At 30.4% G+C, this 25,704-nt stretch carries 18 protein-coding genes; 2 read left to right on the plus strand and 16 right to left on the minus strand.

Features of this window, described 5'->3' with window-relative positions:
• Window positions 1–106 precede the first annotated feature (106 nt).
• Together Q0828_RS23785 and Q0828_RS23790 are read right to left on the minus strand one after the other, a co-directional pair.
• Window positions 107–325 (minus strand): hypothetical protein, encoded by a 219-nt coding sequence (locus tag Q0828_RS23785; protein ID WP_298427743.1) that lies wholly within the window; start codon window positions 323–325, stop codon window positions 107–109.
• A 112-nt stretch (window positions 326–437) separates the two neighbouring features.
• Window positions 438–2,159, minus strand: coding sequence for a helix-turn-helix domain-containing protein (locus Q0828_RS23790; protein ID WP_298427747.1), 1,722 nt, complete (start codon window positions 2,157–2,159; stop codon window positions 438–440).
• Window positions 2,160–2,426: 267 nt separating this feature from the next.
• Here Q0828_RS23790 and Q0828_RS23795 point away from each other — a divergent pair, with 267 nt between their 5' ends.
• Together Q0828_RS23795 and Q0828_RS23800 are read left to right on the plus strand one after the other, a co-directional pair.
• On the plus strand, window positions 2,427–2,654 hold the full coding sequence (locus Q0828_RS23795) for a hypothetical protein (protein WP_298427749.1): 228 nt from the start codon (window positions 2,427–2,429) through the stop codon (window positions 2,652–2,654).
• Window positions 2,655–2,800: 146 nt separating this feature from the next.
• On the plus strand, window positions 2,801–2,986 hold the full coding sequence (locus tag Q0828_RS23800; protein WP_298427751.1) for a hypothetical protein: 186 nt from the start codon (window positions 2,801–2,803) through the stop codon (window positions 2,984–2,986).
• A gap of 99 nt (window positions 2,987–3,085) precedes the next feature.
• On the opposite strand, the gene Q0828_RS23805 is transcribed toward Q0828_RS23800, so the two are convergent.
• The 14 genes from Q0828_RS23805 to Q0828_RS23870 all read right to left on the minus strand — a co-directional run bounded on the left by Q0828_RS23805 (window position 3,086) and on the right by Q0828_RS23870 (window position 25,693).
• Window positions 3,086–4,450 carry a hypothetical protein gene (locus Q0828_RS23805; RefSeq protein ID WP_298427753.1) on the minus strand — a complete coding sequence of 455 codons (1,365 nt, stop codon included), beginning with the start codon at window positions 4,448–4,450 and terminating at the stop codon, window positions 3,086–3,088.
• Between the two features lie 98 nt (window positions 4,451–4,548).
• Window positions 4,549–5,229 (minus strand): hypothetical protein, encoded by a 681-nt coding sequence (locus tag Q0828_RS23810; protein ID WP_298427755.1) that lies wholly within the window; start codon window positions 5,227–5,229, stop codon window positions 4,549–4,551.
• Between the two features lie 353 nt (window positions 5,230–5,582).
• On the minus strand, window positions 5,583–6,320 hold the full coding sequence (locus tag Q0828_RS23815; RefSeq protein ID WP_298427757.1) for a LytTR family DNA-binding domain-containing protein: 738 nt from the start codon (window positions 6,318–6,320) through the stop codon (window positions 5,583–5,585).
• Between the two features lie 6 nt (window positions 6,321–6,326).
• Window positions 6,327–8,039, minus strand: a complete 1,713-nt coding sequence (locus tag Q0828_RS23820) for an ATP-binding protein (protein ID WP_298427759.1) — start codon at window positions 8,037–8,039, stop codon at window positions 6,327–6,329.
• A 12-nt stretch (window positions 8,040–8,051) separates the two neighbouring features.
• Window positions 8,052–8,525 carry a hypothetical protein gene (locus Q0828_RS23825; RefSeq protein WP_298427762.1) on the minus strand — a complete coding sequence of 158 codons (474 nt, stop codon included), beginning with the start codon at window positions 8,523–8,525 and terminating at the stop codon, window positions 8,052–8,054.
• Between the two features lie 165 nt (window positions 8,526–8,690).
• The gene (locus Q0828_RS23830; protein ID WP_298427764.1) at window positions 8,691–10,052 is read right to left on the minus strand and encodes a hypothetical protein; all 1,362 of its coding nucleotides are present in this window, start codon (window positions 10,050–10,052) and stop codon (window positions 8,691–8,693) included.
• Window positions 10,053–10,069: 17 nt separating this feature from the next.
• Window positions 10,070–11,992 (minus strand): alpha/beta fold hydrolase, encoded by a 1,923-nt coding sequence (locus Q0828_RS23835; RefSeq protein ID WP_298427765.1) that lies wholly within the window; start codon window positions 11,990–11,992, stop codon window positions 10,070–10,072.
• Between the two features lie 35 nt (window positions 11,993–12,027).
• Complete coding sequence (locus tag Q0828_RS23840) at window positions 12,028–13,389, minus strand: hypothetical protein (RefSeq protein WP_298427767.1); 1,362 nt, start codon at window positions 13,387–13,389, stop codon at window positions 12,028–12,030.
• 89 nt (window positions 13,390–13,478) lie between these two features.
• Window positions 13,479–14,825 carry a hypothetical protein gene (locus tag Q0828_RS23845; protein ID WP_298427769.1) on the minus strand — a complete coding sequence of 449 codons (1,347 nt, stop codon included), beginning with the start codon at window positions 14,823–14,825 and terminating at the stop codon, window positions 13,479–13,481.
• 78 nt (window positions 14,826–14,903) lie between these two features.
• Entirely contained in the window at window positions 14,904–19,331 is a 4,428-nt protein-coding gene (locus tag Q0828_RS23850) for an amino acid adenylation domain-containing protein (protein WP_298427772.1), read from the minus strand.
• 31 nt (window positions 19,332–19,362) lie between these two features.
• The gene (locus tag Q0828_RS23855; protein WP_298427774.1) at window positions 19,363–21,000 is read right to left on the minus strand and encodes a cyclic peptide export ABC transporter; all 1,638 of its coding nucleotides are present in this window, start codon (window positions 20,998–21,000) and stop codon (window positions 19,363–19,365) included.
• Between the two features lie 37 nt (window positions 21,001–21,037).
• Window positions 21,038–23,122, minus strand: a complete 2,085-nt coding sequence (locus tag Q0828_RS23860) for a hypothetical protein (RefSeq protein WP_298427775.1) — start codon at window positions 23,120–23,122, stop codon at window positions 21,038–21,040.
• 18 nt (window positions 23,123–23,140) lie between these two features.
• Entirely contained in the window at window positions 23,141–24,898 is a 1,758-nt protein-coding gene (locus Q0828_RS23865; RefSeq protein WP_298427777.1) for a carbamoyltransferase, read from the minus strand.
• A 102-nt stretch (window positions 24,899–25,000) separates the two neighbouring features.
• The gene (locus Q0828_RS23870) at window positions 25,001–25,693 is read right to left on the minus strand and encodes a thioesterase domain-containing protein (RefSeq protein ID WP_298427780.1); all 693 of its coding nucleotides are present in this window, start codon (window positions 25,691–25,693) and stop codon (window positions 25,001–25,003) included.
• Window positions 25,694–25,704: the final 11 nt, after the last annotated feature.

Below are 25,704 nucleotides of genomic sequence, written 5' to 3' on the forward strand. Positions count from 1 at the left end.
ATGTGATGAATCTCCATAAAAAAAGTATTCAAAATCGTATATCTGATCTTGAATACTTTACTACTGTAATAACGTTTATATGTGAATTAATAAGTATTATTAAATATTAACAGTAATAAACACAACTTTTACTCGGTATGTAATTATCTGTATTTGTTTTATCATCTGTCATGTCTGAAGTTGGATCAGTAGTGATGACATCACAGGTTGCTCTTGGATTGTTCGGATCACTTTCTAAGTCTGTTCCTCCTTGTATATTTTTTATGCTAGATAGTTTTACAATTTTTGTTTTATTTAATTTTAATACGTGCAATCGTTTTTTCATATGTATGGTTTTTTTGAATTTTGCAATGAAACTATAAAAATTACAGTGTATTAAGGTAATATTTTTACATGATAAACTACATATTCATGAATCTGTAGTTTTTTATATGAATTTAGGAAGCTTGATTTGCTTTTTTTAATTGTCTAATGAAATAAGATGGTTTAATTCCTTTTAGATTGTAGAATGCTTTTGAAAACGATTGTACATTGTTAAAACCAACTTCTGCTGCAATTGCTTTGATAGTGTATCGTATGTATGTTGGATTGTTTTGAAGCTGTTCTATACTATATTCAATTCGTAATTGATTGATATAATTTGAAAAAGAGCACTTTTTATAATGGTTTACTATTTTAGATAAATAGTTTGGATTCGTTGTAAACTCCTTGGCTAAGGAATTGAGCGTAATTTCATTGGATGTAAAGACAGCTTTTGCTTCAAATGTTTCTAGTTTTTGTAATACATTTTCAATAACATCTTCTGGAACTGCAATTTTTTGGGCTTTTTTAGATTGATTTTGAGAGCTTTTTTTCGTTTTTGAAGAGTTAATAGCATCGTTAAACCGAAGTTGATATATTTTTTGCTTTCGATATTGTATCGTAAATCCAATTCCTAACAATAAAATGAACACAAATAATATCATCACAATCGTATTGAATCGTTCTTTTTGTTGCTGCTTTTGTGAAAGTATGTCTTCTTTTTCTGCTTTCAATTTGGGAATATCATATCCTTTAAAAATTAACTTGTTTAAATACAATTCATCTGCTTTTAGAATGCTGTCCACTTTTATCATTTGATTTTTATAGATCAACTGATTTTCTAAATCGTTTTTACTTTTATAATAATTATCTAAACGTACATAAGCTTTACGTGTAATTGGAAAGATGGATTGTGTTTTTTGAAAGATAGAATCTACTTTTTTATAGTATTCAATAGCTTGTTGTTCTTGGTTAGTAGCAGCATACATTTCACCTGAATAATAATACATAAAGACTAATTTATCATCGTCTTGAACATTTTCGAAGTATGGAGTGTATTTTGAAATACTGTCTATTGCTGTTTGATATGCTTTTCTATGAAACTGTGTAACTCCTTGATTGAATCCAAAATGATTTTTATATGATTCTTGTTTTAAACGAACTGCTTCATTATATCCAAATGTATTGTAATAACTAGCAGAATCTACTTGTTGAATATCATTAAATATATTTGCCAATGCTGTAATTGAGTTTAGGTATTTCCGTGCATTTATCTTTTCCTTATTTTCTTGACAATAGACAAAGTTTTTTTTGTACAACTCTATTGCTTCTTCTGTGTTTCCTGTACGTCTTTTTACAACGCCTAAATTATAATTAGCACGCGCTACCATTCCTTTTTGATCAAATTTTAGTGCATAATTATAAAATTCAAGGTAATTGTCTAATGCACGCTGATAAGCTCGTTTTTGATAATAAAAATCTCCTTTTTTTTCATAAGCAATTGCTGGATAATATGTATTTGGATTTTTAATCGTCATCGCAATAATACTATCACTATACGCCAATACATATTCGTCTGCATGCGTTACGGATAACATACGATATGCTTGAAGTGTTCTGGAAATATTGTCTTCATTTTTAGCTTTTTCCAAAAAGCATTCGGCAAAGAAAATTTTTTCTTGCTGTGTTTTAGCATCTGAAAACATGTTATCAATTTCATTGTAGTCTTTACCTTCTAAATGTGTATCAACTGTTGCATTTTCACAATTATAGCAGAAAAAACACACTAACAGTAAAAAAGATTGAAAACTAATTTCTTGAAGTTGAAATTGATTTTTCTTTATAAAATTTAGTTTCAAGATGGTAGTTTTTTTAGTTAGAGAACTCGTTTAACCTTTTTGTATTTAAATGAGTTCTGATAAAAAATGATAACTAAAAGTACTGTTTTTTGAAGAAAAAAATACAGATTCATGAATTCATACTACATATTCATGAATGTTACCTACTATGTTTTGTATGTCTATAGTATGAATTGTTGCTTTGTAAGGCATTGATTTAATGCGCTTAGACACAAACAGTAAGTGTCATAAATTGTTTACTGTTGCATTAACTATAAAAATTTTATCATGAAAAAAAACATTTTAAACATCGGAACTGTTTTAAACAAGGAAGAACAAAGAAAAATTAATGGAGGTGACGGTTTGACAAATCTTCAAGAATATTGTGCATCACTTTCTATCGTATATCATTCATTGACTAATGATCCTGAAGGCGATGGAATTAGTCCTGAGAATGACTCGTTAGCAACGCAAACATTGATACAATGGAATAAGCATTGTATAGGTGTTAACTAATATGTATTAGTATTCTATAAGATTGAGAATACTATATAAAGTAAAGACTTTGGGAAGTACTCCAGAGTCTTTACCGTATAAAAAAGAATATCACGGTGATTATTTCATCATTTATTAACCAATAATATTTTAAAAAACGTACTACCATGAAACAACAAATTTTAAGCATCGGAAAAGAATTGACAAAGTCAGAACAACGTACCATTAATGGAGGTTTTGGCGAAGAGTGTGAACGCTTGCTAGGTGCATGTACTATTGATGCCGATTGCCATAATGTAAATTTTGGTTTTCAAGCCTTTTGTGAATTTGGATGCTGTGTAACACCAATTTAATAGAAGAAAGACAGAAAATCTCAAAAGCAAAAAAGTATCCAACATTAATTGTGAATTGATGTTGGATACTTTCAAAATATGATATCTAATTTATTCTTCCTATTTTATTAGTTTTTCTAATTCTTCATCAGTTAGTTCACTCAACTCTAGTAAACTATTGATATCAAAACCTAAAGCTTCATTTGCCATTTCTATCACCATTTGTGTGTCATGTTGCTCTTTATCAGTCGCAGAATCACTATTTATAATTGTAGTAAATTCATTTAAAAATACTTCAATATTTAATAATTTAGCATAAGCAGTTGTATGTTGGTAAGCTGCTTGCCCAAAAAATCGAGTTATATTTTCAAGATTTCCTATACTTGAATGCAAAGATTTAGGTATGTACTTACTGTTATATAATTTTGTAATGCCTTTTAAGAGCTTAAATTTATCTTTAATAATATTATCAATTTTATCGTCAAACGTCCCTTTTTTAAGTTCTATTCCTTTTATATGTTTGTATATGTATTGTTTCCTTGCTTCACTTGTTTTATTCGATTTTTTAAATAAATTAAGTACAGCTATAAGGGCAGCATTTCCAAAACTTACATCTTCTATATTTTTATCTTTATCTTCATTTTTATAAAGACTTGGTATTGTCGCTAAATCGGTTCTATTCCAAGCTAAAGGCACAATATCTAAGCTATTTTTAATACCAAAACATTTTATTCTATTTTTTTTAATTTGCTCTTCAAAATAGTCGGTAAAACTCTTTCCTGTTTCACCTGATGGCCATGAATAAACTTTATGAACTCCTATTGTTGGTCCAGCAGTTGGATATGTTGAAATGTTCATTGTTTTTTTAGGATCCCATTCTGATTGCTTATCTGATAAGTATAATGCTAATGCTGGCGAAAGTGCTCCACCTAAACTGTGTCCTGTAACAGCTACTTCTGCTAGTTTGACATCATTTCTGATAATAAAATCTTTTAATCCCGTTAAAAGATTTTTATTTTTATATTTCATTGTATTTCTAAGTATATTTAAACCAGTAGCTGTTCCTTGCGAAATGTCTCCATACCCTTTTCCTGAAATATCTTTCCATACGGCAGTTTTATTTACATGAAAATCTTCTTGAATCCAACCATAACTTGAGATAGAATTCGTTCCTGCAATGGCAATTACAAATAGATTTTGTGATTTAGAGTAATATGCACCCATCGTATTATCAGCAACGGCAAAAGAAGAATTATGATCATGAGAATATACTACTGGCCCCCAAACAGTTTCCCAATCGTCTCCTATTAGTTTTTTTATAGTTTCATCAAGGAATACTTTCTTAGATACTTCTGTTACAAAATTTTGTAATTTCTCATACGATTTTTTACAAGTTGATTCGTCTTCAAAAACTTTTTTGAATGCTGAGTTACTCGCAAATGATAAACTGTGTATAATTTGTGTTTTGTTATATAATGGTTTCATAAGTTATAGATTTTTATACTGTTGATTAGAAAAACTTTAGCTCTTACAAAAAGAGATTAAGTATTTATGTTTTCAAGCTAGTCACTAAAAAAAGCTCATTAGCAGCATTTTTCTGAAACTTTGATTGCGCTTCTTATTGAATCAATTCCATCTGCTATTAGCATTGCTATTTTTACAGCTAATAATCCTCCACCTGAAAGGACTCCCAAAAGGATCGTTCCAGCAACTTTAGCTGCAAACCATATTTTTTCAATAGGACCCATTTCATTTTTTATGATATCAAAAAGAGTGCTTAAAATGTTTTCTTTTATAAGGATTTTTAGAATCTCATACAGATTTTCTACTTTTTTAGATACACTCTTTTCATTAACAAGCTTAAGTATAAAATCATATATTTTACTGCTTACTTGTAAAATACGATTGATAAGTGTTGCAGATTTTTTAACACTTCTAGGCACTGAAGCTCCAAATGCTGAAATAAGCAAAGACAAAAAATCTATTGTAAATTCTACAACTGCTTTTTCACATTCACTTCTTTGAAGAAAATATTCATCTGAAAGTTCTACTGATTCGTAATCATCAAAAAGCACCATTGGTTTATTGAAAAAGGTATCTTCAATTCCAAACTTTTCTTGTAAAGATGCTTCATTTGCTTCAGACGGATTTCTCCAATAATTTACTAATGATTCTTTATTTGGTTCTATATGTTTTTGAAGTTCTGGGTCCCATTTATAAAGTGTTTCTAATACTTTTAATTCTTGAGATGTTAGTTTGCTCATAATTATAATTTTAGTTGGTTCTCCTACTCTATTTAGGCTTTTCAGATTTCGCCAAAAAAAAGCATTTATACGACGTCATTTGTTTGCTTTTACAGTGTAAATGTAGTTTTGAATTTGAAGTTGATTAGGAATAATTCGTCAACGCAGAAGAATGTAACGCAAACGATGAAAAGTGAAGAGTTAAGAGAAATTGGTAATTAACGAGAAGTCATTGACAACTAATTTTGTATGCATTAGAATTCCGTAAGGGATAGCGCGATTTGTTGGAGCTCCTTGGAATGCAATGGAGAGAGCGACTCGCAAAAGCCCGACCTGAGTTTTTCGCGAAGGTTACGCCCAAATTTAAAAAAATTCTATTTTATAATTGTGAAGAGTTCTAATAGTAGTTTTCGATGACGTTGACTTACTGGTAAATTTTGCCCATTTTTTAGTGTCAACATGTAATCGTTCGGATGTACTGATGCAATTTGATTGATATTTACTATGTGTTTTCTGTGAATGGACACAAAGTTCTGAGGTAGTGTTTCCGAAAAGCTTTTTAGGCTTTTATAGACCAAAAATTTAGCGTCACTTGTGAAGATATTACAATATTTATCATCAGATTCTAGATAATAAATGTCTGCAATTGCTACTTTTATTAATACATTCCCTTTTTTAATGAGTAAGGTATTGTTAATTTCCAATGCGCTGTTTTCTTTGGTCGTCAGTTGCCCAATTTGATCCACATATTTTTCAATTGCTAGTTCTATTGCGAAACGAATTTCCAAGGGATCAACAGGTTTTAGCAGGTAATTGTATGGCTTTTGCTTTTTTGCAGCAATGAATGATAGCTTGTCTTTTGAGTTGGTTAAGAATAAGATCGGAATTGGATTGTGATTGTTGATATAATCTGCAAATTGAATGCCTTCTCGTTTGCCGTCAATGAAAATGTCTAAGATGGCTATGTCAGGAGTTTTATCATTAAAAAGTTGTGTAGCTTCTTCATAATTTCTTGCAACTCCAGTAATATGATATTGTTCTGAAAGTATTTCTTTTAGTATTATTACTTCTTCTGGACTGTCTTCAAGAATTAAAATGTTTATTTTTTCCATATAAGTTTACGCTACATTTTTAAACGGTACTGATATGTTTACAATCGTTCCTCCTGTTGGGTTTTGCTCAATTTTTATTGTTCCGCCATTGAGTTGTATCATTGATTTTGTGAGCATTAAACCTAGACCTGAGCTTTTTCTACCTGTGGTATCATTTTGAGCTTTATTGGTTTGTATTTCAAAAATGCTTTTTAATACTTTTTCAGGAATTCCAATACCTGAATCTGTAATAAAAACTGTGAATGTTTCATCTTCTTCCTCTCCAGAAATTATGATGTTTCCTCCTTCTGGCGTGAATTTTATTGCGTTGTCTAAACAGTTTCGAATTACAATTTTAAAAATTTCCATGTCGCCATATACCAATACTTTTTTTTTGATATCAATATTAAATTGAATGTCTTTTTCTTCTATTAATGATTGATATTGTTGTTCTATTTGATGAATGATTTGCCATAACGGAAACCAATCTTTTTGTACAGAAAGTAAATCGGACTGACTTAGAGACCAATTCAATAGATTATCAAGTAATAGACTTAGCGAATCTATAATTTTTGAAACATTTTTATCAGATGAGATAGCATCTGAATCTTTTTTTACAGCTCGTAATTGAAATAATTGCTTTAGGCGTGCAACAGGACTGCGTAAATCGTGTGCAATAATTGTAAATAGCTGGTTTTTAACAGTATTTGTTTCATTCAATTCACGGTTTAGCTTTTTGATTTGTTTATGTTGCTGTGCGAGTTTTCTATATAAAATAAGACCTCCTAAAAATGCTATAAGAATTCCAACAGAAATTGCAATTAATGTGTTACTTTCTGCTGTTTTTATGTCTAATTCGGCTTGTTTTTGTGCAATATTAAAGGCTTCTTTTTCTTGCGCAACTTGCCATAATGAATTTTGTTTTTGAAGTGAATCATTAATAGCGGAATGCTCTTTTAAGTAGTTGATTGCTTCTGAATGCTTTTTTAAAACTTCTGAAATGAAATACTTGTTATAGGTAATCGTTTTTTTTAATTCTAAATCTTTAATCGATTTCGAAAATGTATATGCTGAATCAAAGTATTGTGCAGCAATTAGATCTTTGTATTCCTCAAAATATAGATTCCCTATATTTGAGTATGTTTTTGCTATTTGGAAAGTATCACGTTTACTTTTGTTCGTTATTAAGATATTCTGATATAACTCATTTGCTTCTTTATATTTACTTTTTAAAAGAAAAATATACGCTTGATTTTGTGCAATTTCATTTTTCAAATAATACGATTGTTTTATCGGAATTTTCAATGCTTTTTCAAAATAAAAATTCGCAGAATCGTATTGTTGTTTTTTCAAATATAAACTACCTAAACTTTTAAAAATAAATTGATTAATACTCTTATCTGATACATCTTGAAGACTTAAAAGATAGTTTTTCGCCTTATCTTCTAAGCCTAAAGCATATAGTAGATGGTTTTGAAACAATTGTTTTAAAGTATCATTTGTCTTAATATCTGATAGAATATATTTTTTTGAGGCTTTAAAATTACGTTTTGATAGACTCACATGCGCATTATGCCATGCATTTACATCTCCTAGTTTTATAATATTTCGGTCTTCGGGATTTTTTTTGCAGTATTCACAATGATTTATAAACCATGTTTCTGTGTATGTATTTTGTCCAAATACTGAAATGGTGAGTAGTGTAAAAATAATAAAAACATAATAGTTAATTATTTTCATAAACTAAGACTATTATGTTTCATTTTCGTTTCTATGAATAATAACTTTAGTCCCACGTTTTGGATTTCCAACATCGTAAGGTTTTGATATATTATTTTCAGTATCAGGTTTTATGTAATTGAAGTTCACATTACATAAAACTACTCTGCCTTTTTGTAGATCAACACTTGATTTAATAATAAACATCCATAAATTCTGTGGTTTTGTAGGTTCATAGAGTCTATTTTTAACATCAATTTCAATTTCATATAGATCTGGATTAGCTTCATTAGTTACTTCATATACTGTATAATCACCTTTTTTAATTTCATTATGAAAATAAACATATAAATATATTATATTTTTGTCCTTAACGCTACTAATTCTAAGGAAAGGTCCTAAAGAACCTTCTTCAATAAACTCATCTTTCAACGGTTCTACATTTTCTGCAGCTATATGTACATTATAATCTTTCCCTTCTACTAAAGGTTTTGATAGTTTTTCCATGGCTGGTAATTTTGATATTTGACTAATATAAAATATATTTATGGTAAACGAAAGAATAATCTTTCTTTAATCATAATCATACACAGTAGTTATATTAGCCAAAATACAAGCATTATTATCACTGTTATTTTCGTGAAATCTTATACACAATGCTTACTTAATACTTTATATTTGTTCATATACAATAGCTTCTACGGCTCCTGTTGCAGAGTTGATAACTCCTGTTGTTTTTTCTACAGGAGACATTCGAACCCATGAACCTGCGTATGTATCACCAAAGCCAAAAGATCCCCAAACTAACTTGTGCGGCGTCCATTCATTTTCTTTGTTTGGAGCTAATAGATTTAATGAATCGCTAAATTCTTGCGCAATGTATTTTTTGGTTGCTAATGCATTTTCTATTGCATTTTCCCAATTAGTTATTGACATAAATTTTCCGATAAAAACATCATTTCCTTGTAAGCCATCACTGATTTTTATGACAAATTTATCTTTATTCGTTTTCAATAGTTTGATAATGTTATGTGTTTCATTTTCATAGATTACGTCAGCATCTGTAACAAGTTCTGTCCAAGGAATATATTGCAATACCAATTCATTCTGAGTTCCTTCAAATTTATTTTCATTAGCAAGTCGTCGTAACAAAGCTAAATTTCTTTTATCACGAATAAATGTAGTTCCCAAATGATCAGGAAAGTAAATACTATTCATGATAAATGCACGAAATAAATCTGGCGAAATTGTATTTAACGAAAAATCTAGAATTAATACTGCATGCATATTTTTATTTTCAAAATACAATCCGTCACTTTTCATTTTCAATGATAAAACCGTATCCATATATACATTTCCTCTTTTTCCAATTCGTTGCAATTCTTTTTTCAACAATGCGTCAAAAAAGTTTTTTGCTACTTCATTGTATTCTTTTTCACTATCTTCTCTGGATACTAAAAAGATATTAATTTCTGCACTATTTGTTTGCGTATACGCTAAGATTTGCTCAACAACAAATTTAATATATAGTGTTTGTGTTTTACGATAGTTAAATTGTTTCCCCGTATTTACATTTGATAATATATTGTGTGTATTTCTAATAATTGGTTCAAAGTTTTGAAACTCCATTCCTCCTATTGAAGAGCCCATGTTTACTTCTAATACTTTGAATCCTGTTGTTGTTAAACTTAGGTCTAATCGGCAACTTACAGGAACTTCTTTTTCTTGGCACATCATTGAAAATTGTGCAATTGTTTCATCACCATCAAAATAAAAATCAGCAATTTCCTGAGCATCATCCTTAAAATAAAGTCTAGGAATTTTGTGCAATAGTTTTGGAATTAATGTACTTACTTCCGTTAATTTTTGAGTTAATTCTTTGTCTACAATTACTGGACAAGAAGAAATAGGGTATTTGAAATTTCGGAAAATTTCTGGTAATACATCTGTATTTGTATTAATTAATGCTGGAATTACTTCACTGGATTGCTCTTTAAAAGCGGTATAAGTATCAAATAAGATTGTCTGTTTCATATTTGTTTATTTATCTATTAAAAGGATATTATTCCCCAATAAAGGAAATATAATGCGATAAGGGAATTTGAAAATAAAATGGTTACGGCTACACCGATACTTGGCACTTTTCGAATGCTGATGATAAAGTAAATGATGGTACAAAGCAATACTGCTATAAATATGTACAATAACGTGAATAGGTATTCGTATTCTTCTGGAAATCCGAATGCTAAAGTATATAAATTATTGTCTGCCGTACTAATTAACGCTATTATAAATCCGAATACTAATACTACACCAATTGCAGAACTTAGTATGAATAATAATTTCATAATTAGACTTGTTTTTTTTCCATTTTTCTTTTTAAACATTGAAATTATATAACCAAAAAATGTAATTATACATACTAATAATGCAATTAATAAGGGTCCAAAAAATAGTATATCTGGCGAACCAAAACTATTCCCCATTTTTGAAATTCCTTTGTTTATACTGATATTATTGATGAAACTTACTTTTTGATTGATTTCTGTTGTTTCTGCTTTTGGACGTTGATTTGGCGATTTTACAAATTGATTAACCATTTTTTTTGCAGACCAACTGAAACTAGACGCATGTCCTGTAGTTTTTGTATTTATTATATATGTAGTAGTAGTTTTTGATTGTAATGCTTCTCCATTTGTTTCTGGTGTTATTGGATCAAATTTTCCTGTAAAGATTAACGTAGGAACATTTACTTGTAATCCTACTGAATCAATTTTGATATTATTCTCTAACTTTTTATTCCAAGAATCACATACTACAAAATCCGAAGCATAGAATGATAAACCTTCTTTTAACTTAGTTGTTTTATTATTGTTTTCATAGGTTTCATATGAATTATTCGGAATGGTTTCATTGCAACTTACGCAATAATACATTCCATAATCTAGCGATAAAGCACCTGAAAAAGCTACTACCAATTCGCTCAAGGCTTCTTTGTTTTCATTGTTAAATTCGTAAATTAATAACGGTAATACTTCTATGAGTTGTTGATTGTATAATGCTTGATGAATGGCAATTTTAAAATCTTCCGCATTGTACGTGAATGTTCCTTCTTCAATAATATCTTTGTTGACTTCTACTGTTATAGGGTTCTTTTGCAACTTCTCAATTGTTTCATAGTATTTATTTTCTAAATCAGGATAATCCATATTACAATCTGGATCATTTTTACAATCTGTAAATACTTTGTTTAGACTACTTATGTAATTGATAGTATTGTTTGTATAATATTCTTTAATGTCTGAAATTGGTGAATCTAAAATTAAAGTATGCACATCTTGAGGAAAATTGTTTGCATATACTTGCGCCATGTATGTTCCATAAGAAATTCCATAAACAGTCCAATTGTCATATTTTAGGTATGTTTTAAGACTATGTAAGTCTTTTGCAATGTTTCCACTATGATATGCTGTTACATCTATTTCTTCTATGAGTAGTTTTCGTTGACATTTCATAGCGGCCGTCGCTTTCTCTATTGCATCTTCGGCTGGTGTTTGGTTTTTAGCTAATATTTTAAAGAATTCATTTCCTAAATCTGGACATAGTTTTGGTTCGGATAATCCTGTTCCTCTTACATCTATTAAAATTATATCGCTTTTTTCTCGTAATGGATGCGATATCCAAGACCATACGGCATTTATAGCTCCAGATCCTGGTCCTCCTTCTATTACTACAACTGGACTTCCTTTTTCTTTGTTTTTTGAGGTACTTTTGATAACAGCGACCGCTAATTTCACAGATTTATCCGTGGTACCATTCCAATTTTCAGGTACCGTTAAATATCCCCATTCAATATCCTCGTTTTTAAGTGTTTCTGATTTTGGGTAAAATGATTCTGTTTTTTCAAAATGCTGTGCTTGTATGGTCACAGAGAAAAGGAAAAAGACTAGTAAGAGTTTTAATTTTTTATACATGTGTAATTTTTAGTTCTTGAACTTAAATAATAGAATTATGCAATTTCATATACGATAGCTTCAATAGCACCAGTTGCGGAGTTGATAACACCAACATCCGTGACTACTTCAGACAGTCGAACCCAAACACCACCATACATACCATTAAAACCAAACATTCCCCATATGAGTTTATGTGGCGTCCATTCATTGTTTCTGTTAGGTGCTAAATAATGTTTTGAATCACAGAATTCTTGTAGAATAAATTTTCCTGAATCTAAGGTTTTAGCAACTACTGCTTCCCATTCGTCTTGGGTTAAAAATTTCCCTGCCGAAACATCTATACCTTTCAGCCCTTTAAACGGTTTAATTACAAAATTATCTTTGTGTTTTATTAAGTCAGTTACTGCCCTATTTTCTCCTTTGTAATTCACTATTTTACTTGTGAATTCAACCGTCCATGGCATCGATCTTTTAAGTAATTTGTTGTCTTCCTCGCTAAACTTACCTTCTTCTGCCAAGAATCGTAATAGAGCTAAATTTCTTTTATCTGCATGAAGATTTGTAATTAAGTTATCTGGAAAGTATGTTGTTCCCAACAAAAATGCTCTAAATACAATTGGTGGAATATCCTTTTCATTCATATCTAAGATTCCATGAATACGAATTGAATTAAAACATAAATTCTTACCATCTAAATACAAGTCTTCAATATCACTTGTGTATACATTAATTTTGAAATCTCTATCCTTATGAACTTGATCAATCAGATCTTGAAAAAAGTTTACAGTATCTTCTGGCAACATGTTATCGCCTTCAATCAACGATAAGAAAAGGTTAATTTCTTTATCAATATCACTAACACTTCTTAAGATTTCATTCGTGATAAACTCTACATAATGCACTTGTGTATTACTTGAAAAGTATTTTTCTTTTGTAGTACTGTTATGTAAAGGCCCATGATAACTGCGTATTTCCTCTTCAAAACTTTGTACTTGCCAACCTCCAATAGAAGACCCCATATTGGCTTCTAATACTTTGAAACCATCATCTGAATAGCTAACGTCTAAACGAGCAGAAGCTACCATCTGCTTTTCTTGACACATCATGGTAAACTCAGCAATTGTAGTGTTTCCTTCTAAATAAAAGTCTGCAATTTTTTGAATGTCATTATCAAAATATAATTCAGGTATTTGTGCTATTAATTTTGGAATTCGCATACTGAGTTGCCGTATTTCGTTTGCCATTTCCTTGTTTACTAGCACAGGCCAAGAACTCACAGGGTAATGATATTTCTTGAAAATATAGGGAACATTAGCTGTTTCGCATTTTACCAACGAAGTTAATTCAGGCTTCTGTGTGGCAATAAATTCATCATGTTTGTGAGATAGAATAGAATCCATATGAATTGATTTCATATTAGTTAAGTATATTTTGTTCAGTTATTGTATTAATTCTTGCTACTTTTTTAGTGTAGTCTTCGTTTGTTTTAATTGTAAAAAATGCATTATAAGACTTCGTAAACAATAGTTTCTATAGCACCAGTTGCTGCATTGATAACGCCTCTATTGCTTGTCACTTCAGACATTCGCACGAAAGTGCCTGCATACTTAGTTCCAAAACCAAATGTTCCCCAAATTATTTTATGTGGTGTCCACTCGTTATTTTTATTAGGCGCTAGGTATTGTTTGGAATCACAAAATTCTTGTAAAATGAATTTTCCTGAGTTTACGTTTTTTTTAACGATCGCTTCCCATTGTGTTTGTGTTAAAAATTTTCCAACGAAGACTTCTTTTCCTTGGAATCCACGAAATGGCTTGATCACAAACTTGTCTTTTTCTTTAATTAACTCTGTAATTGCTATTTTTTCTTCTTTATAATTGACTTCTTTACTTTGCAACTCAACTGTCCATGGCATACAGTTTTTCAATAATCTGTTATCAGTAGCAGTAAACTTTCCTGCTTCTGCTAATAGTCTTAGTAATGCTAAGTTTCGCTTATCGGAATGCATATTTGTTGCCAAGTTATCTGGAAAATAGGTAGTTCCTAAAAGAAAAGCTCTTGTTACAATTGATGGAATTTCTTTTATATCCATATCTAACAATCCGTGAATGCGTACTGAATTGAAATGAAGATTTTTTCCTTCTAGATATAATTTAGTGACATCTCCTGTAAATATTTTTATTTTATATTCTTTTTCTTCATTAACAACATCAATCAAGTTTTGGAAAAACGCAACAGTATCAATAGGTGCTATAGCTTCTTCATCATCTAGCGATATAAATATGTTTATTTCTTTATCTATATCATAAACATTATTTAGTATTTCATTTATGATGAATTTTATATAATTGACTTGCGTATTTCTTGATATAAATTTTTCTTTTTTAATATCACTTTTCAAAAGTGGATGATAACTTCTAATTTCTTTCTCAAAACTTTGCAACTGCCAACCGCCAATAGAAGAACAAATGTTTGCTTCTAATACTTTTAAACCTTTATTAGTGTTCACAATATCTAATCTGCAAGAAGCCAAGACTTGCTTTTCCTGACACATCATAGTGAATTCTGCAAGCGTTTTGTTTCCGTTTACATAGAAATCGGCAATTCTTTGAATGTCATTGTTAAAATATAACTCAGGAATTTTTGCGATTAATTTCGGTATTCGAACACTTAATAGCTTTATTTCTTTAACTATTTCTTTTTCTATAAGTACTGGCCAACTACTTATTGGATAGTGAAATTGTTTTAATATTTTTGGGACGGCTGCTTTTTCAATTGCTACTAATGATGGAAATTCATGATTTTTTTGTGCAATAAACTCATTGTATTTGGAAGATAAGATAGTATCCATATGAATTGATTTTATAGTATGTATGGTAGGTTTTCATGATTTTTGCACAGTAGCATTTATCTTATATATTTCTTCGCTTTAAAAGTTAAAATCAATATCTAAGGTGTCTTCCGCTTCAAATGGTAATGCTATTTCAATTTTTGAAAGTTGCTGTTTCGGAGATTTAATTAATTCTTCTATGAGTTTTTGATATTTAGCCCAAATCCATTCAATTGTGTCTTTATTATATTTTGTTCTATCATATGAAAGATGCAGTTTTAATTCGTTTGCTACGATAGCAAAGTTGAACAACAACGGCAATCTACTGTAGTTTACATCTATTGGATATGGAGTAAGTTTGATATTATTTATCATAATTGTTTCCATATGAGAGAAATCTGTATTTTGAAACGCTATTAATACATCAAAATTTATGTTTGTTTGTTGTACACTTGCGTTATCTAGATGTGCATCAATTTTCAAAATATTTGTTTGAACTAAATCAATGATTTTTTCAAAAGAATCAATAGTCTTAAGTTGTAAACGCAATGGCAATGTTTTTACGAACATTCCAATAATACTGTTCATTTCAGAGCGATTTCTTCCTAAATTTACAGTTCCGATACTAATATCTGTATGATGATTTAACTTGAAGATTAAAACCTGTAATGCTGCCACTAAAAAGTTATGCATTGTTGTTTTATTATCTTGAACAAACGTTTGTAAGTGTTTTGTTTCTCCAACATCTAAAGAAACGTCAAAGTGACTTCCTGTATGTTGATGATTTTCAAAAATAGTATCTGATTTAAAACTTTCTTTTGGTTCGTAATTAGACATATAATCATTCCAAAAGGTAGTGTTTTCAGAAGTTGATTTGTTCATTAGCAACCATTCTGAATAATCTTTAAATTGCAGTTGACCACTTGTATTCACTAACACTTTCGTGTTTTTATATGCATGAACAAAGTCTTTTGTAAACAATTCTAATGACCAACCATCCATAATGATATGATGCGTACAAAATACAATTGTGGAAGCTGTTTGATTTTCTTTTAGTATTAAAATTTTAATCAAATTATCATTCGCTAAATCGAATTCAGTATTTATAAAACTTTTAACTTCATCTATCTGAATATTTTTATTTAATTCTGTTATAGAAAAACATTGATCATTTTTAGTAGTTATTTTTTGATATACAGTACCATTTTTTTCAACAAAATTCGTTCGTAAAATTTCATGCTTTTGTATCAATCGGGATATAGAAGTTTGGAAACGTTCTGAATCTATATTTCCGTCTACTGTGAATGCAGCGACCATATTATATGCAATGGAAGTAGCTTTATTTTGAGACGCAAGCCATATAGCATATTGAGAAGGAGTTACTTTATACAACAGTTTTTTAGTAGCTTTTAAGATTGGTGATAGTGCTTTCTTTGTTGTTTTTTTAGTTTCTAAATAACTTGCGAGTGAAACAATTGTAGGGTTTTCAAAAATGGTTTTTAAACTGATGTTATATGATAGTTCTTTGTTTATTTTATATACTAATTTCACTGCATTTAGTGAATGTCCGCCAAGTGTAAAATAGTTATCATTGATATGTATATGTCCATCATATTGTAGTGTTTCTTTCCAGAATATTAATAAGTTCTCTTGTAAAGGAGTTAGTTCCTTTTGTTGATTTTCTTCATTAAATTTTGATTGTAATGCTAAATTAATCAACACTTTACGATTTACTTTTTTATTCAACGTCATTGGAAATGTCTCCAGTGTATTAAAGTAAGAAGGAATCATGTATGCAGGTAATTGCTTTGCCAATTCTTTTCGGCAAGTTTCAACTTTAAAATTATCATGTGTAGGAATAATGTACGCTGCTAAAAAAGCTTCTTGATCTTTGCTCTTTTTCGGAATTACAATAGCTTGTTTTATTGTTGAGAGTGCGTTTAGCTTTGTTTCAACATCTTCTAATTCTATACGATAACCTCTTATTTTAACCTGATTATCATTTCTTCCTCCAAATATAATTTCACCCGTAGATGTCCAATAGCCTACATCACCTGTTTCATAGATGAATCCTTTTCCAAACGGATTTTTGATGAATTTTTCATTTGTAAGTTCCTGATTTTTATAGTATCCAAGCGCTAAACCATCACCGCCAATAAAAATATTTCCTTGTGTTTCTAATGGTAGCGTTTGCAATTCTTTATCTAGAATATAAAATTGTGTATTGGCAATTGGCTTTCCAATATTGGAAGCATCTTCCGAAGTTTTAATTTGTTTTACACTTGACCAAATTGTGGTTTCTGTAGGTCCATACATATTCCAGACTTCATCACATTTTTCTAGTAGTTTTGATGCTAATTTTTTACTTAAGGCATCTCCTCCACATAGTATTTTCAGCATTTTGTTTCCATTCCAACCTGCATTAAATAATAATTGGTAAAAACTTGGAGTTGCCTGTATTATTGTTGGTTCTACTTGATGTAATGTATTTATAATTGTTTCAGGAGAGTCCAAAGTTTCATTAGTTGCCACGTATAGTGTTGCTCCTGATAGTAATGGTGCAAAAAATTCTAGTATAGAAATGTCAAACGAATAGGTTGTTACTGAAAATAAGCTATCTGCAACTTCAATTCCAGGTTTTTGTTGCATGCTCAGTAGAAAATTAAGCAATGATGCATGCCCAATTTCTACACCTTTTGGATTTCCGGTTGAACCAGATGTATAAATTATATATGCTGTAGAATTCCCAATACTATTATTGATTTCATTTTCGGGCAAGTCTTTACTTTGCTCCCATAAAGTAGTTGTTGAAAGAACTTCATTAGTTGGTGTTTGAAGCGCTACGTTTGGTTGATCACTGATAAGAATTTCTAATTCACTATGCTCTATAATATATTGTAATCGTTCGTTTGGAAATGTAGGATCAAGTGGAATATATGCTTTCCCAGCTTTTAGTATTCCAAGAAGAATTGCAATGAGTTCCGCTGATCGTTCTACTAAAACTCCAATACAATTAGTGTTTTTATCTTTCGTTAACGATAAAATATAGCTTGCAACTTGATTCGATTTTTTTTCTAACTCTCCATAAGTATATTCATTATCAACATCATACACAGCCACTTTGTCTGCTAAATATTTTACTTGTTGTGTAAAAACATCAAGAAATGTTTTTGTTTTTTGGTATGCTGTTTCTGTTTGATTAAAATCTACTAGTAGTTTTTGTTTTTCTGCTTTTGGAATATATTCAAGTTGTGCTAATGTACTTGTTGGATTTTTTAAGATATTGCTTACTAAGGTTTCAAAATGTGTTGCTACTCCATTAATTGATATTTCATCAAAATAATTTGTATTGTAATCAAAATCGATGATGACATCTTCTTTTTCATCAAACTCTCTGATATAAATCGCCAACGCAACTCTTTCTGACTGGTGAGTTAAGGGAATTACTCGTGTTTTTGTATCGCCAAAATTGTGCGAATAGTTTTGTTTTTCATACGAAAGTGTAATATTGAAAACCTTTTCTTTTTCATTAAAAACACCTAAGGTTTGAATCAGTTTTCCTAACGGAAGTCGTTGATGACGATAATCTTGTCGCAATTGGTTTCTAATTTTTGAGACCAATTCACCAAATGTTTCTTCAAAGTTTAGTTGCATTCGCAAAGGCGAAACTCCCATGAAAAGTCCAACTGTTTTTTTAAAGATTGATTTGCTTCTATTTAGTACAGGTAATCCAATAGCAAAGTCTTTATTTTGGTGTTTTCTACCGAAGTATACATATAAAACACCAAGTATGAAATGGAAAGTAGATACTTTGTATTGCTTTGCCAATACGGCTATTTCATTATATACTTCTCTCGTTATTGCTACAGATTTCCGACTGCTTTTGTGTATGTTTTTATATGCTTCTTTTTTTTCAAATAGATTTTCAGGTAGTTCTATAAACTTAGCTTTCCAATAGTTTTTATCTGCTTCAAATGCTTCAGAATTATGATATTCTTCATCATCTTTCACAAAATCTTTATATGAAAATGGATAGTTAGTTGTTACTTTTCCTGATGTTAAGATTTCATTGTAATTTTTCACCAAACGTTGAAACATCAATGAAGTTCCCCAACCATCTGTTATAATATGATGATATACCGAAAATAAATAGTGAAGTTGTTCATTTACTTTTATCAGAATAAATGTATGCAAAAAAGATGTGCTGAGTATTTGAAAAGGTTTGACAAACTCTTCTACCATGAATATATTGGCCACTTCATCTGCATTTTCACGATTTGAAAAATCAATCAGTTGTAAGTCATAGCGTTCTTCTTCTATTATATTTGCAACAACAATTCCATTTTCTTCTGTAAACTGCGTTCGGTAAGCATCATGCTGACGAATTAACGCATCATATGCTTTTTGAAACGTTTCTACATCAATTGTTCCTTCAATCTTAATCTTAGCGCCAATATTATAAATTGGCTCCGTTGGATATAAGAGTTGTTCGTAATATACATCGTATTGAGGAAGCGTTAATTTCATAAATGTACGGACCTATAATGAGAATTGTTTGTTATAACCATTTTTCGTTCATGAGACTTGTTTTGTTTTCTACACGAACATCTTTGACAATTTTTCCATAGTCAAATTTTATAATTCTATCTGCTTGATGGAAATAAGCGTCATCATGCGTTACTGCAATGATCGTTTTCCCTTCTTTTTGGAGTTTCGGAATCAATTCTTCATAAAAGAATTTTCTAAAGTGTGGATCTTGGTCAGCTGCCCATTCATCTAATACTAATATTGGTTTTTGCTCCAGTAATGCAAATATGAGTGACATACGCTTGCTTTGTCCTTTTGAGAAATTCCTTCGGGCAGAGTCTTCATTGTCATCTAATACAACCGTATCTAATTCCATTATTTTTAGTAATTCTTTGTATTGTGGATTGTCTTCCGTAGTGAAATTCTCATAGTTTTGAGAGAAGATGTAATTGTTTGTAAACACTGCTGCTGTTAAGTCTTGAAGTTTTTCTTTTGTGTTTTCTGTCTTTTCATTATTGAGTAACAATTCTCCTTCACTATTTGGATATAAACCTGTTAAGATATTAATGAAAGTACTTTTACCTGAACCATTTCCTCCAACAATAAATATGACTTCTCCTTTTTCAAGTTTTAGATTGACTGGACCTAATGAGAAGTTACTTTCGTTTGTATCATTGTCATAAGAAAACGCAGTATCTATGAATTCTAAAGAAGAAAAATCTGAGCTTACTTCTCTTTCTTTTTCTTCTTTTAACTCTACTATTTGAAAATCTTTTGCAAATGTTTTCAAACGCCTGTGTGCCACCAAAAATTGTGTATAGGTGTGTTGAAGATCCATTAAACTTGATATTGGCGATGATATAAATAATAATATTACTACATATGCAATAACGTCTGCTCTGTTTAATAATCCCATTTGAGGTAATATGAACAAGATGGAAGCGATTACAAAATACAATCCATATTGCGTTATCAGTCCAATAAGGTAAAAGGCAAAATTCACTTTATATCCTAAATTTTCTGCATTTTCACGATTTGGAATGAGGAAACGACTCATTAAATTTTTTCTTCTGAAATAATTCAGTTTTAATTCTTTAAATCCTTTTACAACATCATCTACATATTTATAATACTCATCGCTATACGATCTCAATTTTACTATTTTTTTAGACATTAATTTCATCACTATAAGGAAAGAACATATAACGATTATAATCAATATGATAACAATAAAGGCTGATGTAAACGATAATGTAAACATGTACGCTAAATATAGAATTAGTGTTAATACTGCATTGATTGTATTTGTTACCGTGAATGGTAATGTTGAGAATGTTCGTAAGTCTTCTACTGCTGTATAAAATCGTTGTGGCCCAAGTTTTTCGAGTCGTATTAATGGTATTTCCAGTATCTTTTTAAATAATTTTTTTTCTTCACTATATAGAATAGCGTAAGTAAATTTATATAGTTGTTTTTGAAAGATTACGTTTAATAGATAACTATACACTACCAACGCAATGAAAACCATTCCAATATAATCGCGTAAGAAAGCTTCATTGCCTGAGAGTGCATTGTTTATAATATAAATTATTCCAAAGCTTAATGCTGTATTGAGCAATGAATATATACTTATAAGAAGTATATTTTTGAATGTGATTTTAAACATCATTGTGTGAGCGCGTTTTTTTATTGAATGTTTATTCCTTTTATGCTTTGGTTGTGATTGTAAGTGCACAAATTTCTCCCAATACTGGAAAGAATGAATCCATTGCCGTCGATACTTTTACTGTTTTTAAGAATTCTTCTGAATCGTATTTCACAGGACATTCTATAATAATTTTGTTGACACATTCCTGTAGGTATTTACTAGGAATTTGTAGTGTGTGTTTTTTCCAAGTATTACTAAATGGTAGCGTTGTAAGTAATTGTTCTTTGGTATTGATATATATTTTTAGCTCACCGTTTTTTAAATATGTTGGTATTCGGTAAACTATATTTGCTTCTAAATCTTCATTTCCAGAAGTTATGATTGTAAATTCCTTAGTGTGATTTCGTATTTGCAAATAATTTCTAAACGTAGTTGTATTATAACTATTGTATCCTTTCAGATTGTAAAAAGAAGTTAGTAAATCTGTTGGTTTATCAGTAATTCCATGCTCTTTTAAACGAATTTTTTTAAGCTCATTTTCATAGTCATAACCAATACTTTTTAGTGCTTCTACGATAGCATCTAGCAAATCAATATCGATTAATTTTTTTCCTTTAGGATGTATTAAAGACATTCCTCCTTCGTATTGTTCCATCTGACCGCCAACAATAATTTTTTCAAAAGCGCCACAAAGAATTGAAGATGTTTTATGAGAAGTAAAATTCATGTACTGCAACATTATATCTTTAATTTCTGGATATAAATTAACGGCTTGCTGACAATGATATGTTAGTATGTGTTTTGGTTGTGTAAAGTGTGCATTGTGAATTGCTGCACAAAAATGAGCTATTGCCGCAGTAGCATTGCTAGGTTTTATTGAGGAATCAGGAATTGAATCTAAAGAAATTTCTTGATTTGTAAGTGTATTAATAATGGTTTTAGCTGTGTATTTTGCCGTCATTTTTATTCCTTTTTCGGAAAGATGACAATAATCAAGATATAATTCTTTGCCAGCAACTTCATTACTGTATTCTTCTAAAAATATTTTATGTACATCTATGTATGGAATGTTGCGTTCTGTAGCCGTTTGAATTATGACATCACGTATAATTCTGAAGCATCTTGGTTTAGGACTGATACCTCTTCCAAATAGGATGGTATCTTTTGATTCGTCTAAACATTCACGAGCTGCATCAAATTTATTTTGATGAATGTAGCTTTCTGCTAAATACTCAAACCCAACTGGATTGGAAGGATCTATTGTAACTAAGCGTTCTGCAGCTGCGTTAAATTCAGTATGATTTTTTGCCGCTAGTGCAATATCTGCATCATTTTTTGCGGCAATCCATTCTTGAATTTGATTTCCAGATAATCTAGTTAGTATTTTTTCTGTATCATCGCTTTTCCAGTCTAGCAGATTAAACCCTGGAATTATAATTATTAAAGGAATTTTATATATTTTGCTTGTTTTTACAAGTACTTTCAAGTAATTCTGAACAATGGCTTCAAGTTTGTTTTCTGTGTAAATTTTAACACCTTGGTAGCCTTTTGTTTCATAGATTTCTGCAATTTTTTTATAATCATCTTTCGTGATTTCTTCATAGAGTTTGTGTACCCAATTATTTCCTGCAAATACAACTATCTGATCTGGCTTTAATTGCACACATGATTGCGTAAGTTCTTGCAATCCATCAATGAGTAAACTATTTTTAGATAGATCTATTACTTCTACTCCATTAAATGCATTACTTGCTGTTAATACACCTTCAAGTTCTTTTGCTACTGAGTATTTTGGTGCATAGAAATAGCCTCTTGCAACCGATTCCCCTAAAAATACAATCCGTTTTTTATATGATTTTGCAGGTAATTGATTCACATTAGCCCATGAATGCCATTCTGCATACTTTTCAATATCTCTTTGATATATTTCTTGTCCATTGACTATTTTCTTTTTCCAAATACCAACTGTATCTGTTTTTGTAAAAAGAGTTTGGTTCCTTTTCTTTACATTTTTTTCAACCAATGAAGTCGAGATTCCTATTTCCTCAAATAAGGAATTAATAGTATCCATATCTTTTGGTTCTTGCATCAATAGATGTGATAATGTTTCTGCTTGTTGTTTTATTTTATCTGTATTTTCCAATTTGTCCTACTTTATTGTTTATATGAAGGTATATACATCGTGCTCAATACCACTTTTAATTTTATTGGCGTCATTTTGTAAAAAGAGGCGTAATAAATCGAAGTTGTTTTGACTTCTATCTATTATGAAATCTCCTAATACTAGACAGTCAATATCTGTATCTACAAAACACCTTATAGCATCTTCAGGTGTGCACACGATAGGTTCTCCACGAACATTAAATGATGTATTTAAGAGTATAGGACAATCTGTAATTTCGTCAAATGCTTTCAGTAATTCATAAAAACGTCCGTTGGCTTCTTTAGTGACTGTTTGTAAACGTGCAGAACCATCTACATGCGTAATTGCAGGCAGCGCTAGTTTAGATATTACTTGACAGGTTTCTAACATAAAAGGTGATTCATGATCGATATCGAAGTGTTCTGCCGCTTTTTCGTGTAACGCTGCTGGCGCAAAAGGTCTGAATCCTTCTCTCTTTTTTACCATTGCATTGATTCTATCTTTCATTTCTGAATTTCTTGGATCGGCAATGATAGATCGTGCGCCTAATGCTCTTGGTCCAAATTCCATTCGTCCTTGAAACCATCCTATTACCTTTCCTTCACTTAATCTGGCAGCAACTTCTTTCATGAGATTTTTTTGATCTCCAATTAAGTTTTGATAGTAGATATTTGTTGCTCCTAATGTTTGTTTTATTTCTTCTGCAGTGTATGAAGGTCCTAAATATACATGTGGAATTTGTTCGTTTATTGGTCGTTTACCTGTGAGTTGTAAATGTGCTAGGGCTGCAGCGCCAAGTGCGCCACCAGCATCATTAGAAGAAGGTTGTACAAATAGCTTTTTGAATTTTGTGTGTTTAAGAATTTTACCATTCGCAACACAGTTTAGTGCAACTCCACCAGCCATACATAAATTGTCTGCTCCAGTTTTTTCGTATAGATAGTTTGCTTTTTCTATGAGTGTTTCTTCTAAAACAACTTGCAAACTTTTGGCAACATCCATGTGAAATTGTTCCATTTCTGATTCACGTTCTCTAGGTGCGCTTCCAAATAATTCAGGCAATAAATCTGTATACATACGATTTCCTTTTACGAAATCGAAGTATTTCATATTCAGTTTGAACTGCCCGTTTTCATGCAATTCTATTAACTCTCTAATCTTGTCAACATATATAGCTTCACCATATGGAGCTAATCCCATTACTTTGTATTCTCCATTGTTTACGAGGAAACCTAAATAACTCGTAATAGTACTGTATAATAATCCTATTGAATGTGGGAAGTGAACTTCTTCAAATAATTCGATATCGTTTCCTTTTCCTGTTCCATATGTTGTAGTTGCCCACTCTCCTACACCATCTACTGTGAGTAATGCAGCATCATTGAACCCTGAAAAATAATACGCGCTTGCTGCATGTGAAGCATGATGATCTACATATATGATTTTACCTTCATATCCTAATACGTCACGAATTTCGTCTGCTACTTTATTGAAGTTTGTATCTTTTAGCGTACTGTCATTTTTTATGAGTCCGCTCCAAATTTGTCTTGATATTTTCTTTCTTGGATCTTCATAAAATGCAATACAATCAATATCGTTTAATGTAATTCCAGCTTCTTGCAAGCAATAGTTTAATGCTTTTTTAGGAATGGAAGGATCAAATTTTATACGTGTAAATCGTTCTTCTTCTGCGGCAGCGATTAACTTTCCATCTTGAAGAATACAACAAGATGCATCATGATAAAAGGCGGATATTCCAATGATGTTAACTTTCATAATATTAGTTTAGTAATTGATGGTGGTTATTTTTTATGTTAGGTATGCTACTCGTTAATTGTTTCCTAGTAAGTTTACTTTTTAGCAATGCCTTTTTTTATGTTATTTATAACTATATGACATTTGTTGTTGAAAATAGGTATTGAAAAATTCTGGATGTTCAAATATGAAAAAATGATTTCCTGCTAATTTTTTTATGATTACGTCTTTGTTTGTAACATCTTTCCAACCTAAAATTTCTTCTTCTTTTATGTCTTCTTCTGAACCGTAAAAAACATCTATAGGAATATTCAGTTTTAGCGATGTTTCATCGTATTGATAACTTTCTACACACTTGTAATCTGCTTTTAAAATTGGTGCAAAGAAGTCCACTAATTCTGGACTGTTTCCAACTTCTTTAGGAATTCCTCCTAGTTTTATAATTTCCTGCCAAAATTCACGATCGGGCAATCCCGAAATTTTTTCTTCTTTTGTGTATTGTGGTCCTTTTACTCCATTAACAATTAATTTTACAGGCAATTTCAATCCAAGTTTTTCAATTTTTTTGCACATTTGATAGGCTACTATTGATCCCATGCTATGCCCGTAAATAATGTATGGTTCTTTTGATTCAATTTCTTTTTGAACTTTCGGAAATAAATCAGCAACTACATCATCCAAATTTGTAAATGATTTTTCTGCCATTCGAGTTCCTCTTCCTGCATATTCTAAGACAACTGTATTTAGTTCTTTTTTAAATAGTGTATTGAATGAATATTTGTTGCCGCCTGCAAATGTGAATGCTATGATTTTCATGTATGATATAT

This window comes from uncultured Kordia sp. (genome assembly GCF_947496985.1).
In the GTDB taxonomy this organism is placed as follows: Bacteria; Bacteroidota; Bacteroidia; order Flavobacteriales; family Flavobacteriaceae; genus Kordia.

What these genes read in the sequence shown, in the direction of transcription:
- Q0828_RS23800 (WP_298427751.1), top strand. Translation starts at nt 2,801, where the DNA reads ATGAAACAACAAATTTTAAGCATCGGAAAAGAATTGACAAAGTCAGAA.
- Q0828_RS23865 (WP_298427777.1), bottom strand. Translation starts at nt 24,898, where the DNA reads ATGAAAGTTAACATCATTGGAATATCCGCCTTTTATCATGATGCATCT.
- Q0828_RS23835 (WP_298427765.1), bottom strand. Translation starts at nt 11,992, where the DNA reads ATGTATAAAAAATTAAAACTCTTACTAGTCTTTTTCCTTTTCTCTGTG.
- Q0828_RS23830 (WP_298427764.1), bottom strand. Translation starts at nt 10,052, where the DNA reads ATGAAACAGACAATCTTATTTGATACTTATACCGCTTTTAAAGAGCAA.
- Q0828_RS23850 (WP_298427772.1), bottom strand. Translation starts at nt 19,331, where the DNA reads ATGAAATTAACGCTTCCTCAATACGATGTATATTACGAACAACTCTTA.
- Q0828_RS23820 (WP_298427759.1), bottom strand. Translation starts at nt 8,039, where the DNA reads ATGAAAATAATTAACTATTATGTTTTTATTATTTTTACACTACTCACC.
- Q0828_RS23870 (WP_298427780.1), bottom strand. Translation starts at nt 25,693, where the DNA reads ATGAAAATCATAGCATTCACATTTGCAGGCGGCAACAAATATTCATTC.
- Q0828_RS23805 (WP_298427753.1), bottom strand. Translation starts at nt 4,450, where the DNA reads ATGAAACCATTATATAACAAAACACAAATTATACACAGTTTATCATTT.
- Q0828_RS23815 (WP_298427757.1), bottom strand. Translation starts at nt 6,320, where the DNA reads ATGGAAAAAATAAACATTTTAATTCTTGAAGACAGTCCAGAAGAAGTA.
- Q0828_RS23855 (WP_298427774.1), bottom strand. Translation starts at nt 21,000, where the DNA reads ATGATGTTTAAAATCACATTCAAAAATATACTTCTTATAAGTATATAT.
- Q0828_RS23810 (WP_298427755.1), bottom strand. Translation starts at nt 5,229, where the DNA reads ATGAGCAAACTAACATCTCAAGAATTAAAAGTATTAGAAACACTTTAT.
- Q0828_RS23785 (WP_298427743.1), bottom strand. Translation starts at nt 325, where the DNA reads ATGAAAAAACGATTGCACGTATTAAAATTAAATAAAACAAAAATTGTA.
- Q0828_RS23795 (WP_298427749.1), top strand. Translation starts at nt 2,427, where the DNA reads ATGAAAAAAAACATTTTAAACATCGGAACTGTTTTAAACAAGGAAGAA.
- Q0828_RS23840 (WP_298427767.1), bottom strand. Translation starts at nt 13,389, where the DNA reads ATGAAATCAATTCATATGGATTCTATTCTATCTCACAAACATGATGAA.
- Q0828_RS23825 (WP_298427762.1), bottom strand. Translation starts at nt 8,525, where the DNA reads ATGGAAAAACTATCAAAACCTTTAGTAGAAGGGAAAGATTATAATGTA.
- Q0828_RS23845 (WP_298427769.1), bottom strand. Translation starts at nt 14,825, where the DNA reads ATGGATACTATCTTATCTTCCAAATACAATGAGTTTATTGCACAAAAA.